Origin of the sequence: Acinetobacter sp. Z1 (assembly GCF_024296945.1) — a bacterium.
Taxonomy (GTDB): Bacteria; Pseudomonadota; Gammaproteobacteria; order Pseudomonadales; family Moraxellaceae; genus Acinetobacter; species Acinetobacter beijerinckii.
In genome coordinates, this window is the sequence record NZ_CP101115.1 from 1,638,203 (window position 1) to 1,653,406 (window position 15,204).

The window sequence follows — 15,204 nt, forward strand, 5'->3', positions numbered from 1 at the left end:
AAACATACGGTTCAAGATATGCATAACATATCTTATAGCTTTAAAAAATGATCAGGTGATAATAATGAAATGGGAAGAAATTGGCGATCAGCCATGTTCAGTGGCGAGAACGCTTTCTGTGCTTGGTGATCGTTGGACAATGCTAATTTTACGTAATGCCTTTATGGGAATACGTCGTTTTGATGATTTTCAACGAAGCTTAGGACTTACACGTCATGTGCTTTCAGAGCGTTTAAAGCGTTTAGTAGAGCACGGCATTTTGGTTAAAGTTCCTTATGTTGAACGTCAAGAACGTTTTGAATATCAACTTACAGATAAAGGTTTAGATTTATATCCAATTATTTTATCAATGGTACAGTGGGCTGATAAATGGATGGATCTAGGTCTTGGAAAACCAATAGAATTTACTCATAAAACCTGTGGTCAGAAAATAAACCCTAAAGTGGTTTGTTCTGAATGCGATGAGCCTATCAATGTTAAAGATGTGCGTGTAACAGCTGGTCCTGGCTATTTTGCATTTGTTGAGCAAAAGCAAAAAAGTGCTTGATTTATAATTTTTGTTGGTCTATCTCATGTTGAATAGCAAGAGATAGAACTTCAAAAACTTTGGGATCTAAACATTGTGCAACATTAAAACGGATAAAGTTTTTAAAATTTTTACTTTGGCTAAACGAATTACCCGGCGCTAAAATAACGTCATATTCTAGACATTTTTGAGCAATACGAGCACTGTCAAGATGCGTGGGTAATTCACACCATAAAAATAGTCCTGCCTGTGGTTTCAGCCAAGGTTTAATGTTGAGTTGGTTTAATTGTTTTATCGTTACATCCATCGCTTTAGCCAAGCGAATTTTTAATTCATCTAAGTATTTACGATAATTCCCATCAGTTAATGCAGCATGCAAAATTTCAGCAGATAAATTGTTTCCTCCAAAATTTGTTGCAATCTTAATATCAGCTAAATCTTCTATCCACTCAGTTTTACTCGCAATATATCCCGTACGAACTGAGCCTGATAATGTTTTAGAGAAACTACCGATATAGATCACCCGGGATAAACCATCCAGCGCAGCAAGTCTTGGAGCAGCTTGCAATTCTAAATCGGCAAAAATGTCATCTTCAATCACGATTAAATTAGATTGCTCTATAAGTTTTAGGACTTGATAAGCTGTTGATGCATTTAATACCGCACCTGTAGGATTGTGAATTCCAGCATTGGTAATATATAAACGTGGATTATACGTTTGAATTGCATCTGCAAAAGCCGGTAAATCAGGTCCATTTTGTGTGTAAGGCACAGCTATGACTTGAACTTGATGAACTTTAAGTAAAGCATGAAAATTAAAATAACAAGGATCATCTACAAGAACGACATCGTTTGGCTTTAAAAAATAGCGGCAGATTAAATCAATTGCTTGGGTACCTGAATCCGTAAGCAATATTTGGTTTGGATTCGCTTCAACGCCTCTTACTAAAATTCTACGGGATAGCAATTCTCTTAGTGCTAGAAGTCCAAGAGGGGTTGAGTAATTTGATAAAATCTCGCTATTTGCTTTAGAAACTTTTTTCAGTGCTTTGCGAATATTTTCATATGGCATCCAATTATCAGGTAACCATCCACAACCTGGTTTTAAAACATTCGGCTGAGCTTCCAATGATTGTCTAGAAATCCATAAGGGATCAATGTTGCGATCAATTTTCGTTGTAAGTTGTGACATTGAAAGTGGTGCAAGAGGACCTGCTACAAAAAAACCTGAGCCAGTTTTTGATTCAATTAGACCTTGAGAAGCAAGTCTCTCATAAGCTTCGACCACTGTTGAGACAGATAAAGTCAAACGTTCAGCCAATGCGCGTACAGATGGGAGACGAGAACCAGGCATTAATGAACGATTATTAATTTGTAGGTTGATGTATTGCATAACCAGATCAATTTTAGTTGCTTTCATCTATTTCTCTCAAACTGTATTGTAAAAAATAGCAGTACAGTTATTTGAAATTGTACTTTTCTGTATATGGTGAATTCACCTTATCACAGATTAAATTCCCTATATAGATGGGGAGTTGGCAAATGAAATCTTTAAATAGTGGTTGGTTGAATGGACTAATTGGGGTTGTAATTTTTGCAGGTTCATTACCAGCAACACGTGTTGCAATTTTAGAGCTAAGTCCGACCTTTTTAACTGCTGCTAGGGCTGCGATTGCGGGGGTAATCGCTTTAGCTTTGATTTTATTATCAAAGCAAAAAATGCCTGAAAAAAAAGATTGGCTACCACTATTTTATGTGGCGATTGGTGTAGTTATTGGATTTCCTTTATTTACAGCTTTGGCACTTCAATTTGTTAGTGCAGCACACACCATTGTTTTTGTAGGCTTATTACCATTATCAACAGCAATATTTGGTGTATTACGTGGAGGTGAAAGACCAAACTTAATGTTTTGGGTTTTTGCAGTATTGGGCGGCCTGTTTGTTTTTGGATTTATGCTGTTTCAAACAAGATCATGGGCATTTAATTATGGTGATATTTTCATGCTAATTGCGATATTGCTTTGTGGCTTTGGCTATGCAGAGGGTGGAAATTTATCTAAGCAGTTAGGCAGCTGGCAAGTCATTTGTTGGGCTCTTATTTTGACTTTGCCAATGATGTTACTCATTGCATACCTCTATATGCCTGTTAATATGGCACAAATTTCGTTGTCAGCTAAGTTAGGTTTAGCGTATGTTTCATTATTTAGTATGTTGATTGGATTCTTTTTTTGGTACAAAGGTTTAGCACAAGGCGGAATTGCAGCTGTCGGGCAGTTACAACTGTTACAACCAATTATTGGTTTGCTCATAGCTGCCATGATATTACATGAGCATGTGAGTATTAGCATGTTTGCAGTAACGATAGCGGTAATTATCTGTGTAGCTTTTGCTAAAAAGTTTTCATAGGTTAAGATGATTACAAACAATTTGCAGGTTTAGGAACACCGGCTAGGCGACTTAAATGTCGAGCCACTAAACCTGTTTTAAACTTATCCTGTAGTTCAGCGTTGTTGATTTCAGGACTCACTGTTTTCATCAAGAATTTAATCAAAGGACGTGTTGCAGGTGAATGTCCAAATTGTTGATAAAATTGGCGTACGGCATGAAGAATTTCAAAATGCCAATCTGATAATTCTAAGTCTAAAGATTTTGCGAGTTCCGCAGCAACCTCTTGATTCCAAATTGTATAGTCGACCAAATGACCGTCATCATCTAATTCTAAATGCATAAAATAGCCTAAGTAAATTGAAAAAATTATTTTAAAGAAACACAATTCTTAAATTCTAAGACTAAATCAGCGAATTCTGAATACTCGATTACTTTAATTTGTGGTTTGAACTCATTGTTGAGTAGTGTTTGTTCGTTACTTAAGCAATAAAGATTTGGATAAATATCAACAATCGTATTTGTCAGTTTTAATAACGCGTCACCCAGTACAACGATAGAATCTTCAGTTTGAGCCATTTGTGCTAATTCGACCAAGATTTTATCGGTGTTCATGTAATTAGACTGAATTATAAATAGAGTTCGATTTTTCATGATGAGCACACTTACCAATAGAGAACATGATCAAATGATTTAATAAATTCAGAACTGATTTCAATAAATTCAATTTCTTGCTCAGATTTTAAAATACTTTCAAGCTGCTGATTTTTTTTCTCAACTAAGATTGGCGTTAGATCATAAAATTCAAAACTTTCGACCATATTGGCAGCAATTTTAAATGCTTGTTTAAATTGATTGAACTCTAAATTATTGTCTAACAGACTCAGTGCAGCATCTTTGAATAAAACTTTGACAGAGACACCAAAGGTTGCTAAAACCATTGTTGCAGATAGACTTTCATTGATCTGCAAACTTGTTAAATTAGACTGCGTTAGGATGACGAGTACAGATTTCACACAATATACCTTTTAAAAGCAACACTCTATTTATGTACTTAAATTAAAATTGAAGTATACGAGAACAGCTTTGCACTGCATCAGCAAGCTCTCCAAGTCCGACAAGTTCAAAACCTTGAGCTAAGTTGTGATGTTGAAGTGAATGACGTTGTGCATTGCTCGCATCAGTGATTCCCCGAGCAAGGGCAGCACTGACACAGACAGGGAGTCGAATGCCGAGCTTTTGCCATTCTTGTTTCAGATTGCGTTGATCATCAGGAAACCACTGTAAATCGTTCGCAACATGAACACCATCTTGGTAAAAGAACACACGAAATTCTGACTGTTTATTATGTAATGCTTGTGCTAAGCCAAAAGCATGCCAAGCAATTACTGAAGTAGGCGAAGAAGTGATTAGCAGTAGTGTACTCATTGAACATTCACTATGGTCATCGTAGGCAAAATGATGATGGACAGATTAAAAAGAAGGTAAGTATACAATGATTTTGGTGACAGGTGGTTTGGGCTTTATAGGTTCACACATTGCTTTGAGTTTATTGGCTCGCGGGCAAGAGATCGTCATTGTTGATAATTTAGCCAATTCAACTTTGCAAACTTTGGAGCGTTTAGAATATATCTCTGGAATGTATATCCCATTTGTAAAGGTTGATGTAAGAAATACACCTGCTCTAAATAAAGTTTTTGAACAATACTCTATTGAAACTGTGATTCATACTGCAAGTTTTAAATCGCTCGAAGAATCGGTATTAAAACCATTAGAATACTATAATGATAATGTCAGTAGTATCATGAGTTTATTAAGAGCCATGCAACGCATGGGCGTGAGAGAATTCATTAATATTTCTAGCTTAGCTGTTTACGGACAATCTAATCTAGAACTAAGTGAGGAAACTGAGTTTAATTATCGCTATGCGAATCCATACATTCGCTCGCAACAAATGGTCGAAGATATTATTGCAGATACGTATAAAGCAGATCATGAATGGAAAATTGTAAATTTGCGTTTATCCAATATTGTCGGTGCCTTTGAACATGGTGTGTTAGGTGAATATGTAACTCAACTGCCAAAAAATATTGTACCTCTAGCTATACAAGTCGCAGCGATGCAGCGAGATTGTATCGAGATTCAGAATCAAGCACAGACCAAAGATGGAACGGTTGAACGAAGTTTCTTACATGTTTTGGATGCATGTGATGTTGTATTAAATGCTTTAAGTTGGCTGAAAACTCAATCCAGTTGTTTAGAGGCATTTAATATAGCAAGTACTGAACTTACTTCTATTCAATCATTAATAGATGAAATTGTGAAAATAACTCAGTCAGAAATAAAAGTTCAACCTGCAATATACCAACATGATGAATTAGCTCAATTGGGTGCAAATATTGATAAGGCACAGAAGATACTTCATTGGTCGCCTAAACGAACATTGAAGCAAATGATCGAAGATCAGTGGCGATTTTATCAAAATACCTTAAATGGTAATTGAGATAATGATTATTATTTACATTTCGACTTGCTTTGTTTAGGATAATTTCGAGACTTCATAGATATTATAAATTTAATATTTAGGTCTCCGCCAGCCAAAGCATTATTCAGCTTAAGCCCGTGATAATTTTAATCAAATAGAGCAGAGGTTGTTTATGCAAATGCGAATTGAACACGATACGATGGGTGAAGTTGAAGTTCCAAATGAAGCTTTATGGGGTGCGCAAACCCAAAGAAGTTTACAGAACTTTAAAATTGGTCAAGAACGTTTACCTCGTGCAATGATTCGTGCAATGGGATTGGTAAAAAAAGCAGCTGCAATAACCAATGCTGAATTAAAACAACTACCAGAAGACCTTAGCCAATATATTGTAAATGCTGCGGAAGAAGTCATTGCAGGGGATTGGGATTCCCAATTTCCTTTAGTCGTTTGGCAAACAGGTTCTGGCACTCAAAGTAACATGAACTGTAACGAAGTTATTGCAAATATTGCTAATCAAAAACTAGGACATCCGTTAGGCAAGCAAAATCCAGTCCATCCAAATGATCATGTTAATCGTGCTCAATCAACAAATGATTCTTTCCCAACAGCAATCCATGTTGCTGCAAGCCTTCAAATTAATGAATTACTCATTCCTGCTGTTGAAAGGTTAAAAACGACCTTACAGAGCAAGTCAGAAGAATTTGATGATATTGTTAAAATTGGTCGCACACACTTACAAGATGCGACTCCACTGACTTTAGGGCAAGAATTTAGTGGTTATGTATCTCAATTAGAGCATGGTTTGAAACGCTTACATCAAGCTCTTGCTGGATTATATGAGCTGCCTTTAGGTGGAACTGCAGTTGGCACTGGGTTGAATGCTCACCCAGATTATGCTGTAAAAGCTGCTGAACAATTGGCTGAACTCACTGGTTTACCATTTGTGACGGCTCCAAATAAATTTGAAGCTTTGGCAGGGCGCGATGCTGCGGTATTTGCATCAGGTGCTTTAAAAACATTAGCTGCAAGTTTAAATAAAATAGCCAATGACATTCGTTGGTTGGCGAGTGGTCCACGGTGTGGTTTTGGCGAAATTCGTATTCCTGAAAATGAACCTGGTTCGAGTATCATGCCGGGTAAAGTCAATCCAACCCAAAGTGAAGCAATGACAATGGTGGTTGCACAGGTTTTAGGGAATGATACAACGATTAACATTGCTGGAGCTTCAGGCAATTTTGAATTAAATGTATTTATGCCAGTGATTGCATATAACTTATTGCAATCTGTTCAGCTTTTGGGAGATGCATGCAATAGCTTCAATGATCACTGCGCGGTTGGGATCGAGCCAAATCGTGAGAAAATTGATTATTTCTTACATAATTCTTTGATGTTGGTGACAGCACTCAATCCTGTGATTGGCTATGAAAATTCTGCCAAAGTTGCAAAAACCGCTTATAAAGAAAATAAAACATTGAAGCAGGTTGCTGTAGAGCTTGGTTTAGTCACTGCTGAACAGTTTGATGAAGTTGTTAAACCAGAAAACATGGTCTCTCCAAATAGTAAGTAAAAGATGAATGAAAAAAATCCTTCTTTATTAAGAGGGATTTTTTATGTGTAGTTTTTATAAAGTGAACTGCGTACAATACACTTTTGATTTACCTGATTGTTGTTTCATTATGCTCAATATTTATTTGACAGACACCAAAACCAATATCCAGTTTGCTGATCTTCCAAATGAAAATCCTGTTAAATTTTTATTGAATTTAAAGAAAATATTTCCTAGTACAGCAGATCTATTATTGCCAGTATTACCTGATGACAATAATTTGGAAAATGTGACTTGGGAAGCAACTTCTAAAGACTTTGATGTTTTTAAAAAGTTATTAGAAGGTTGGGGGATCATTGAGCTACGTTTAAGTGCAATCACCACGTATAAAGATAAAAACTTTGCGAATGAATTGGTGAAAAAAGCTCAAATTAAACGTAAGCAAGTTTCGCAAAAACATCCGCAATTTTCGTTAATTGCGTTGGATTATATCTTAATGCATGAAATTCATGCTTTGATTGATGCCGAGTTGGTGATGATAGGAGAAAAGTTCTATTTACCAACACTGAGAGAATTATGGAAGGGGAAATTTTCAGAACAGATTTTGCAATGTAAATTTTAATTTTTAAAAGCAGACATTAAGTCTGCTTTTTATTGGCTGATTAGTGTTAAAGTTAGATGCGTCTTTCTCTACAAACAGTTACAAGAATTTAGTGTTCGTAATATTAGGCGGCATATATATTGCTTGTAGGGATATAATTATTATTGCGGGAGAGAAGTTCTTGAATGAACTCGCCGAAGGAGCAACGACCCCGGAAACTCTCAGGCAGAAGGACTGTAATAATAGAAATACAATCTGGAGAGTAGTGCTTAATTCGTAGAAACATACAACACTTTTATCTACATTAAACACTCACCGAAGGGGAAGGCTTAATGATTAATTGGTAATCATCTGCCGAAACTCTCAGGTACCATGACAGATGGGGCTATGCTTATGAAATGTTATGCATTTCAGGGAGTTGCTATGCCACATGTTGTTGTTATTGGTGCGGGGATTACAGGTGTAACATCTGCGTATGAATTAATTAAATTGGGTTACCAAGTCACCGTTATTGATCGCCATTTATTTCCAGCAATGGAAACATCATTTGCAAATGGTGGTCAATTATCTGCCTGTAATGCTGAAGTATGGAATCAAAAAGCGACTGTGCTAAAAGGTATGAAATGGATGGGCAAAAAAGATGCACCATTATTGCTCAATCCATCTTTTAGTGTGCACAAATACCGTTGGCTCGTTGAGTTTTTGACCCATATTAAAAACTACAAAGCTAACACTATTGAAACAGTTCGTTTGGCTTTATTGGCAAGACAGCGATTGTTTGAAGTTGCAGATAAAGAAGGTATTTCTTTTGATCTAGAAAAGCGTGGTATTTTGCATATGTATCACACTAAAGAAGACTTTGAAATTGCTAAGAAAGTTAATGATGTTCTGGTTGAAGGTAAACTTGAACGTAATGCTATAACACCTGAAGAAATGAAAGCGATAGAGCCAAATTTAACAGGGGAGTATTACGGTGGCTATTATACTGCTGGCGATGCCACAGGAGATATTCACAAATATTCTGTTGGCTTAGCAGAAAGAACCGAGGCTTATGGGGTTAAATATCGTTTCGGGCTGGATGTTGTTGATGTGAAATGTGAACAAGATAAAGTCATCATTCAATGCAAAAACAGTTCTGAAAATATGCATTCTGAATCTCAAGAGCAAACTATTATTGAAGCCGACCTAATTTTAGTATGTGGTGGCGTGGGGAGTTATCAATTAGCTGATATGTTGGGTGATAGCGTTAATGTTTACCCTGTTAAAGGCTATTCGATTACAGTACAACTCAAAGATGAACAAAGTGTAAAAAATGCACCTTGGGTTAGTTTGCTAGATGAGAGTGCAAAAATTGTAACTTCTAGACTTGGAGCAGATCGATTCCGCGTGGCGGGCACGGCTGAGTTTAATGGCTATAACCGTGATATCCGTGCAGATCGAATTCAACCTCTTGTAAATTGGGTTAATCAAAACTTTGATATTTCTACTGAGCATGTTGTGCCTTGGGCTGGCTTACGTCCAATGATGCCAAATATGTTACCAGTAGTGAAGCAAGGTAAACATTCACGAGTATTTTACAATACAGGGCATGGGCATTTAGGCTGGACTTTATCTGCCGCAACAGCAGTTGTAATTAGCCAAGAAATTTCTCAAAAATTTCCGACTTAAAGTGAAAGAAGCCGATGTGAAAACATCAGCTTCTTGTTTTGATTTTAGATATTCTTTTGAAATTATGATTTTAATCAGTTTAGTATTGCATTGGATATAGTGATTAACTTGGTTTTCCAATAAAGATTGTGGGATGAGGGAGTAAAAATATGATGAAAGTTGATATTAATGCTCTCATTGAGCCACTAAAGTCAGCAGCAGGCTTTACTTTGGGACTTACATTATCAGAATTCTATAATGGGCTAAATTTTATTGAGGTAGAGAAGTGGTTAAGAGCCGATGGAATCCCGCTGCATGTTGCTATCCAGAAGAGTGATAAATGGTTATGTGTACCTACTAGAGAAATTTGTGATGGGCGATTAGAGGGTGAGATTTGGTTCTATTCAAAAGGAATGGTTGAGCTGCATTTTAATCATCTGGGCATTTTATTTAATATATCGTTATTTAAGGGTTATCAGGGAAAACTAATAAATTATATCTATATAGGTATGCCTTTTTCAGAGTTGAAGGATTTATGTAATCCGATCTTTAATGTGGATGATGAAGTTTATATTGTTGAAGATAATGACACCTTTTCTGGTATTGGTTTTTGTATTGATGAATCAGTAGATATATCTTATCTAAGTGGTATTTTTGTATCTCAAATAGTATAGAGATACATATCAGGTGAGATTCTCCTTAGTGGTTTCCCTTATTCCTACTGGCTGGAAACCTTTTTGATGGTTTTAGCCATTCACGAGCCACTAAGTTTAATCATACAAACGATAAATACCTGTAAAACGATCACAACCTTTCTGTTCGCTTTTAACGATTAATAATGCCTTTTGATAGTCAAATTGATATTGGCATTTTTTTTCGTTATCTACGATTTGATTCTTTTGATCGGGCGTACTATAAGCAAGTAATGAGAGTATCTGTGTTTCCAAGCGATTGTTTGGATTGCGATATGCCACACCTTCAATCTTGAGCTTATCTTTATCAAGTTGATGGATTTTTAAATGAACAGGCTGTTTCGCAATTTTTCCTTGTTCATATTTTAAATAATGTTGGGTCAATGTTTGATTCATGGATGTATAAAAGTTTAAATCATCTAAACGAACATCAAATTGCTGCTGAAAACATGCTTTACTTTTGCATTGTGAAATTTGTTTTATCCAAAGCTTTTGAGTGTCATGCAGTAATTGTGTAGGCGCATCTGTCACAAGATAGGCTGTTAAAAACTTAGTGTTCAACTTCTGGCGTTGTTCACTATATTGTTTTGAGCATATTTTATTTAGATCAACATTGTTACTTACACAGTCAATAGATTCTGCGTAGGTAAATGTTGAGCAAATACAACCCAATGTAATGATGTAACTAGATTTCTTTAATTGATTTTTTACAGTGTTAAACAGCATAATCACTTATACTTTCAGTCAAATTTGCTCAACGTACTATAGCGAAATTGAAAGCCAGAATACAAGATTTGTTCAGTATATTGTAAAAGGAAAAATTATATGGTTGCTCAAATTCGTATTGGACAAGGGATCGATGTACATGCTTTTGAAGAAGGAAATTTTGTTACTTTAGCAGGTGTTCAAATTCCTCACACACAAGGTCTCAAAGCACATTCAGACGGTGATGTAGTGTTGCATGCATTGTGTGATGCATTGCTTGGTGCGCTCGCGTTGGGGGATATTGGACAACATTTCCCCGATACTGACCCAGAATATAAAGGTGCAGATAGTCGTCTATTACTTAAACATGTATATCAGCTTATTATAGATCGAGGTTATCAACTGAATAATGCCGATATTACCGTAGCTTGTGAGCGTCCTAAACTTGCTAAACATAATCTAGAAATGCGTCAAAGTATTGCTGATGTTCTAGATGTTGATGTCACTCAAATCAGTATCAAAGCGACAACGACAGAAAAATTAGGTTTTACTGGTCGTCAAGAAGGTATCTTGGCAACAGCGACGGTTTTAATCTCTCATCATGCAAAATGATCGGCATTTATAAGCGATAATTGTAATTCTTGCGTTGCTTTGCGACCTTGAAGTTGTAAAGTAATGCTGTGAATTAAACCAGTCCAAGTCTCATTCGGTTCCCAAATTTGATGTAAAATTTCTTGGGCGGTTGGCATATCAATATTCATATAAAACTGTCGATATAAATACATCAAACTACTAACACGCATGTTTTTAGCACAATGTAACCAAACAATTTCATTTTGAACAATATGATCAATTAAATCTAAAACCAATAAACACTGTTCAGAACATGGAACATCCCAATCTATCGGGATATGAATGTAATTTAATCCTAAATCTAAACAAATTTGATCTTGGTTATTTAAATAGTTTTCCGATTTACTAGTCGCTAAGTTAATAACAGTACTGCAACCATATTCTTTAATCTGTTTTAACTGCTCAGCATTTGGTTGGGCTGAACTAAACAAATGTTCATGTACTAAAGAAAAGCTTGGTATTTGAGATAAAACTTGTTCAAGTGTAGTCATAACGTCCGCTGTTCAATGAGTGAGGTTCTCGTATAGTGAGAAACTTATTCTAAAAGGCTTAACTTACTATAAGTGTTTTTATTAAAGCGTTCAATTTATAAGAGGTAAAAAAACAGCATCCGAAGATGCTGTTGATATAGATTAATCTTTTTTCATATTTTCATTGAGTAGAAATTCCATCAATGCTTTCTGTGCATGCAGACGATTTTCAGCTTCATCCCATACGACAGCATTTTTGTGGTCAAGCATGTTTTCAGAAATTTCTTCACCACGATGTGCAGGTAAACAATGCATAAATAGACAATCAGGATGTGCTAAATCCATTAATTTTTCATTGACTTGGAAATCTGCAAAAGCTTTTTCACGTAATTTCTGTTCTTCTTCTTGTCCCATGCTTGCCCAGACATCAGTGACAATTAGATCAGCATTAACAGCTGCATCTTCAGCATTATTGAAGACTTCAACACAATCAGCAAACTCAGCTAAAAATTCAGGTTTAGGCTCATAACCTTCAGGAGAGCCAATTTTAAGTTTAAAACCCATCATATGAGCTGCTTCAATATATGAATTACACATATTGTTGCCGTCACCAATCCACGCAACCGTCTTACCCGCAATACTGCCACGATGTTCTTGGAATGTTTGTAGGTCTGCAAGTAGTTGGCAAGGATGATGATCGTCTGTAAGGCCATTAATAAGCGGAACTTTTGAGTAAGATGCAAAACGTTCAACGATGTCGTGACCAAAGGTACGAATCATGACTATATCTAGCATACTTGATATAACTCGTGCTGAATCTTCGATGGGTTCGCCACGACCTAATTGAGTGTCACGTGGTGATAAAAAAATAGCACTACCACCAAATTGACAAATCCCAGCTTCAAAAGAAATACGAGTACGGGTACTCGATTTTTCAAAGATCATTCCTAAGACTTTACCAACAAAAGGTTGATATACCGTATTGCTATGTTGCATACGTTTAAGTTCTTGAGCTCGGTCAAGAATGCGTTGCAATTCTAGAGATGAAAGGTCACGTAAAGTTAGGAAATGACGAAGCGCCATAATTACTCCCACAATAATTATTGAATAAAAACAATAATTAACTGCTGTATAATGGGTGGTGAAGAAAAAACGAATTGAGTACTATACTACACGACTAAGAAAATGCAAAAGAATTAGACTTTTTGATGAGCTTTTAAAAACAACTCTACGCAATAATCAATATAATCATATACTTCTTTATCATTCTCACAAACGTTAAGTCCCATCAGAATGCGCCATTCAACATCCCTTAATATTCCAAAATACATGGTGGCAGAAAAAAGCGGCTGAGTGCAAAAAATTTGATTATTTACATGTGCTTGCTCAAGCGCAGATGAAATGGTGTTTTGAATATTCAAAGCACATTTATCGTAAAAATAATTTGCTAACTGAACATCTTTTTGGGTTTGTTCAGTAAACATGCGCATGAATGCAATATTATCTGCTTTGATAATGTGTTGATAAAAACGTTGAAGTGTATTGCTTAAATAATGTTTTAAACTCACAGACTCAGGATCATAGGGTACGCACACACCATTAAAAAAGACCTCTCTTCGATAATCACAAATCGCTGTAAATAAACCTTCTTTATTTCCAAAATATTTGTAAATTGAAGTCTTGGAACCACCAGCATGATTGACAATATCGTCTAGTGAAACAGCATCATAACCTTTCTCAAGAAACAAGTCAGTTGCACAGAGTAATAGTGCAAGTCTTCTTTCTTGACCACGACGGGTTATGGGTTGTTCACAGGATGGATAACAAATATCAGTCATTACATTCAATTGGTGTGTTGGTAATGATTTATTATAGCAAAAACCATATATTTTGTATGGCTATAAAGTGCATTGAATGTAGCAGAAAGCTTACATGTTTTATTTATTGAGCGTAGGTTGTTAAACTTATGTTCAATCGTCTTTTTCTGAAGATAAAAGTTAAATCATACATGTGTGCCAATTTCAAACCAATCACGAGTGAGCAAGTGAAACAACTTGGACTACCAGATATTCCGTTTGAATATGTGGATGAAATATATCCTGGTTATAAAGCACCGCTGTTATTTAAATCTGAATTTGGCTTAGAGTGGCGTGAAGTAGTTTTTGGTCTAATCCCTAAATGGGCGGAAGATACGAGTATTGCCAAACATACTTACAATGCTAGGCATGAAACTATTTTTCAGAAACCAAGTTTTCAAGAAGCAGCTTATAAATGTAAATTTGGTGTTATTCCAGTTTCTGAGTTTTATGAGAGTAAATATATTGATCTTAAACCACAAAGATGGGGAGTGAGAAGACAAGATCAGCATGCTTTTTATATCGCTGCGCTATATGAAATTAGAAAACTAGATAATCAAATTATTCGTTCTGCTGCAATGCTAACACTCGATGCAATTGATCATGTAATGATGAAAGATTTCCATGAACCTGGCGATGTGAAGTGATCTGTTGTAATTATTCCACATGACCGTTTAGATGAATGGCTCAGTATAAGTCAACCTGAACAGTTGAAAAAATTTATGCAAGGTTTTCCTGTGGACGAATATGAATGTTCGCATATACCGAAAATCAAATTAAAAAAAGATACACCACAATTAAATATCTTTGATGATTTTTGAAAGTTTATATGAAAAAGCTCCATTTTTTGGAGCATTTTCAACTGAAATTAACGCGCTAAGTTTTTAAACATATGTCGTAAAATTTCCATGGTTTTTTCAATTTGCAAAGGGGTCAAGCCATCAAATGATTGCTCTAAAATGACAGAAGTAAGATCGTTGATTTTGGTAATCATTTCTGTACCTTTGTCGGTAAGAAAAACGCGAGTAATACGACCATCTTCTTTACATGAATAGGTTTCAATATATCCTTCGTCTTTTAAACGATAAACAATTTTAGTTGTAGTCGACATTTTTGAAATGACCATGTCTGAGAGTTCAGAAACACTTGCATGGGGTTTTACATTCAAAGCAATTAAAATACGACGGCGAGAATTGTCTAAACCATATTTTTTTAGCACGTTATCGATGTTTTGAACGTACTGAGCATTTACTTGAGAAATCCAGTAATATGGGAAGTCTTCTAAGTTAAATGATTCGGCTGTAGGTAAAAAACGCGCATATTTTTTAGGCATTTACTTATTTCCTATGCTTGTTGCACGGAGTTGCAAAAAACAACTCTCAGATCCTATGAAATGACTACAAACAGTTTATTGCTAGAAAATTAGAAACTTGAATTTTCCAGCAATCTCTTTATAGCAAATCTTCTTAAAAATTGCTTTTAGACTAAATATATTTTGAATAATTGAAAACATCATAAGTCCATTTAAAAATGTTAATAATGATGATTTTAGTTATTCATTTAACCCCAAGAGTCTATCTTCAATTTTGCATTCTAACGTATTTGTAGAACAATCGTATTGTAGAAAATAAATACAAAATATGACGTGACTTTTTTGA

General features: G+C 35.6%; 18 protein-coding genes, 1 pseudogene and 1 riboswitch. Of the genes and pseudogenes, 9 read left to right on the forward strand and 10 right to left on the reverse strand.

Translation table 11 applies throughout. From position 1 onward, the window contains the following. Nucleotides 1-64: 64 nt before the first annotated feature. Nucleotides 65-547 carry a helix-turn-helix domain-containing protein gene (locus tag NGC85_RS07595; protein ID WP_005054213.1) on the forward strand — a complete coding sequence of 161 codons (483 nt, stop codon included), beginning with the start codon at nt 65-67 and terminating at the stop codon, nt 545-547. Nucleotide 548: 1 nt separating this feature from the next. On the opposite strand, the gene NGC85_RS07600 is transcribed toward NGC85_RS07595, so the two are convergent. Then, on the reverse strand, nt 549-1,946 hold the full coding sequence (locus NGC85_RS07600; RefSeq protein ID WP_254805416.1) for a PLP-dependent aminotransferase family protein: 1,398 nt from the start codon (nt 1,944-1,946) through the stop codon (nt 549-551). Between the two features lie 122 nt (nt 1,947-2,068). On the opposite strand from NGC85_RS07600, the gene NGC85_RS07605 reads away from it, so the two are divergent. Continuing rightward, nucleotides 2,069-2,932, forward strand: coding sequence for a DMT family transporter (locus tag NGC85_RS07605; RefSeq protein ID WP_254805417.1), 864 nt, complete (start codon nt 2,069-2,071; stop codon nt 2,930-2,932). A 10-nt stretch (nt 2,933-2,942) separates the two neighbouring features. Here NGC85_RS07605 and NGC85_RS07610 read toward each other — a convergent pair whose 3' ends face one another. Genes NGC85_RS07610 through tusD form a run of 4 tightly spaced genes read right to left on the reverse strand, consistent with a single transcriptional unit; the run spans nt 2,943 to nt 4,339 of the window. After that, nucleotides 2,943-3,254 (reverse strand): TusE/DsrC/DsvC family sulfur relay protein, encoded by a 312-nt coding sequence (locus NGC85_RS07610; protein ID WP_254805418.1) that lies wholly within the window; start codon nt 3,252-3,254, stop codon nt 2,943-2,945. Nucleotides 3,255-3,280: 26 nt separating this feature from the next. Next, a complete protein-coding gene (locus NGC85_RS07615) occupies nt 3,281-3,565 on the reverse strand; it encodes a DsrH/TusB family sulfur relay protein (RefSeq protein ID WP_254805419.1) in 285 nt (94 codons plus the stop codon). An 11-nt stretch (nt 3,566-3,576) separates the two neighbouring features. Beyond that, nucleotides 3,577-3,927, reverse strand: a complete 351-nt coding sequence (locus NGC85_RS07620; protein ID WP_254805420.1) for a hypothetical protein — start codon at nt 3,925-3,927, stop codon at nt 3,577-3,579. A gap of 43 nt (nt 3,928-3,970) precedes the next feature. After that, entirely contained in the window at nt 3,971-4,339 is a 369-nt protein-coding gene (tusD, locus tag NGC85_RS07625) for a sulfurtransferase complex subunit TusD (protein WP_254805421.1), read from the reverse strand. 67 nt (nt 4,340-4,406) lie between these two features. On the opposite strand from tusD, the gene galE reads away from it, so the two are divergent. From galE to NGC85_RS07650, 5 genes are all read left to right on the forward strand, one after another. Then, nucleotides 4,407-5,414, forward strand: a complete 1,008-nt coding sequence (galE, locus tag NGC85_RS07630) for a UDP-glucose 4-epimerase GalE (RefSeq protein WP_254805422.1) — start codon at nt 4,407-4,409, stop codon at nt 5,412-5,414. Nucleotides 5,415-5,568: 154 nt separating this feature from the next. Next, a complete protein-coding gene (gene fumC / locus NGC85_RS07635; protein WP_254805423.1) occupies nt 5,569-6,963 on the forward strand; it encodes a class II fumarate hydratase in 1,395 nt (464 codons plus the stop codon). A gap of 109 nt (nt 6,964-7,072) precedes the next feature. Beyond that, nucleotides 7,073-7,564, forward strand: a complete 492-nt coding sequence (locus NGC85_RS07640; protein ID WP_254805567.1) for a hypothetical protein — start codon at nt 7,073-7,075, stop codon at nt 7,562-7,564. Between the two features lie 136 nt (nt 7,565-7,700). Beyond that, a riboswitch (glycine riboswitch) is annotated at nt 7,701-7,790 on the forward strand. Nucleotides 7,791-7,936: 146 nt separating this feature from the next. Continuing rightward, nucleotides 7,937-9,211 carry a D-amino acid dehydrogenase gene (locus NGC85_RS07645; protein ID WP_302885541.1) on the forward strand — a complete coding sequence of 425 codons (1,275 nt, stop codon included), beginning with the start codon at nt 7,937-7,939 and terminating at the stop codon, nt 9,209-9,211. A gap of 149 nt (nt 9,212-9,360) precedes the next feature. Continuing rightward, nucleotides 9,361-9,864, forward strand: a complete 504-nt coding sequence (locus tag NGC85_RS07650) for a hypothetical protein (protein ID WP_254805425.1) — start codon at nt 9,361-9,363, stop codon at nt 9,862-9,864. A 96-nt stretch (nt 9,865-9,960) separates the two neighbouring features. On the opposite strand, the gene NGC85_RS07655 is transcribed toward NGC85_RS07650, so the two are convergent. Further along, nucleotides 9,961-10,608: a hypothetical protein gene (locus tag NGC85_RS07655; RefSeq protein WP_254805426.1), complete on the reverse strand. Its 648-nt coding sequence runs from the start codon at nt 10,606-10,608 to the stop codon at nt 9,961-9,963. Between the two features lie 99 nt (nt 10,609-10,707). Between NGC85_RS07655 and ispF the strand changes: the two genes are divergently transcribed. Next, entirely contained in the window at nt 10,708-11,199 is a 492-nt protein-coding gene (gene ispF / locus NGC85_RS07660) for a 2-C-methyl-D-erythritol 2,4-cyclodiphosphate synthase (protein ID WP_254805427.1), read from the forward strand. Here the strand turns inward: ispF and NGC85_RS07665 are convergent. From NGC85_RS07665 to NGC85_RS07675, 3 genes are all read right to left on the reverse strand, one after another. Beyond that, the gene (locus tag NGC85_RS07665; protein ID WP_005059094.1) at nt 11,187-11,711 is read right to left on the reverse strand and encodes a protein tyrosine phosphatase family protein; all 525 of its coding nucleotides are present in this window, start codon (nt 11,709-11,711) and stop codon (nt 11,187-11,189) included. The genes ispF and NGC85_RS07665 overlap by 13 nt on opposite strands. Before the next feature lie 141 nt (nt 11,712-11,852). Then, nucleotides 11,853-12,773 carry an ornithine carbamoyltransferase gene (gene argF / locus NGC85_RS07670; RefSeq protein ID WP_254805428.1) on the reverse strand — a complete coding sequence of 307 codons (921 nt, stop codon included), beginning with the start codon at nt 12,771-12,773 and terminating at the stop codon, nt 11,853-11,855. A 113-nt stretch (nt 12,774-12,886) separates the two neighbouring features. Beyond that, complete coding sequence (locus tag NGC85_RS07675) at nt 12,887-13,528, reverse strand: TetR/AcrR family transcriptional regulator (protein ID WP_005059093.1); 642 nt, start codon at nt 13,526-13,528, stop codon at nt 12,887-12,889. Nucleotides 13,529-13,698: 170 nt separating this feature from the next. Here NGC85_RS07675 and NGC85_RS07680 point away from each other — a divergent pair. Beyond that, nucleotides 13,699-14,367: pseudogene (locus NGC85_RS07680) on the forward strand (SOS response-associated peptidase family protein). Nucleotides 14,368-14,414: 47 nt separating this feature from the next. On the opposite strand, the gene NGC85_RS07685 reads toward NGC85_RS07680, so the two are convergent. Beyond that, the gene (locus NGC85_RS07685; protein WP_005054191.1) at nt 14,415-14,879 is read right to left on the reverse strand and encodes a MarR family winged helix-turn-helix transcriptional regulator; all 465 of its coding nucleotides are present in this window, start codon (nt 14,877-14,879) and stop codon (nt 14,415-14,417) included. Nucleotides 14,880-15,204 lie beyond the last annotated feature (325 nt).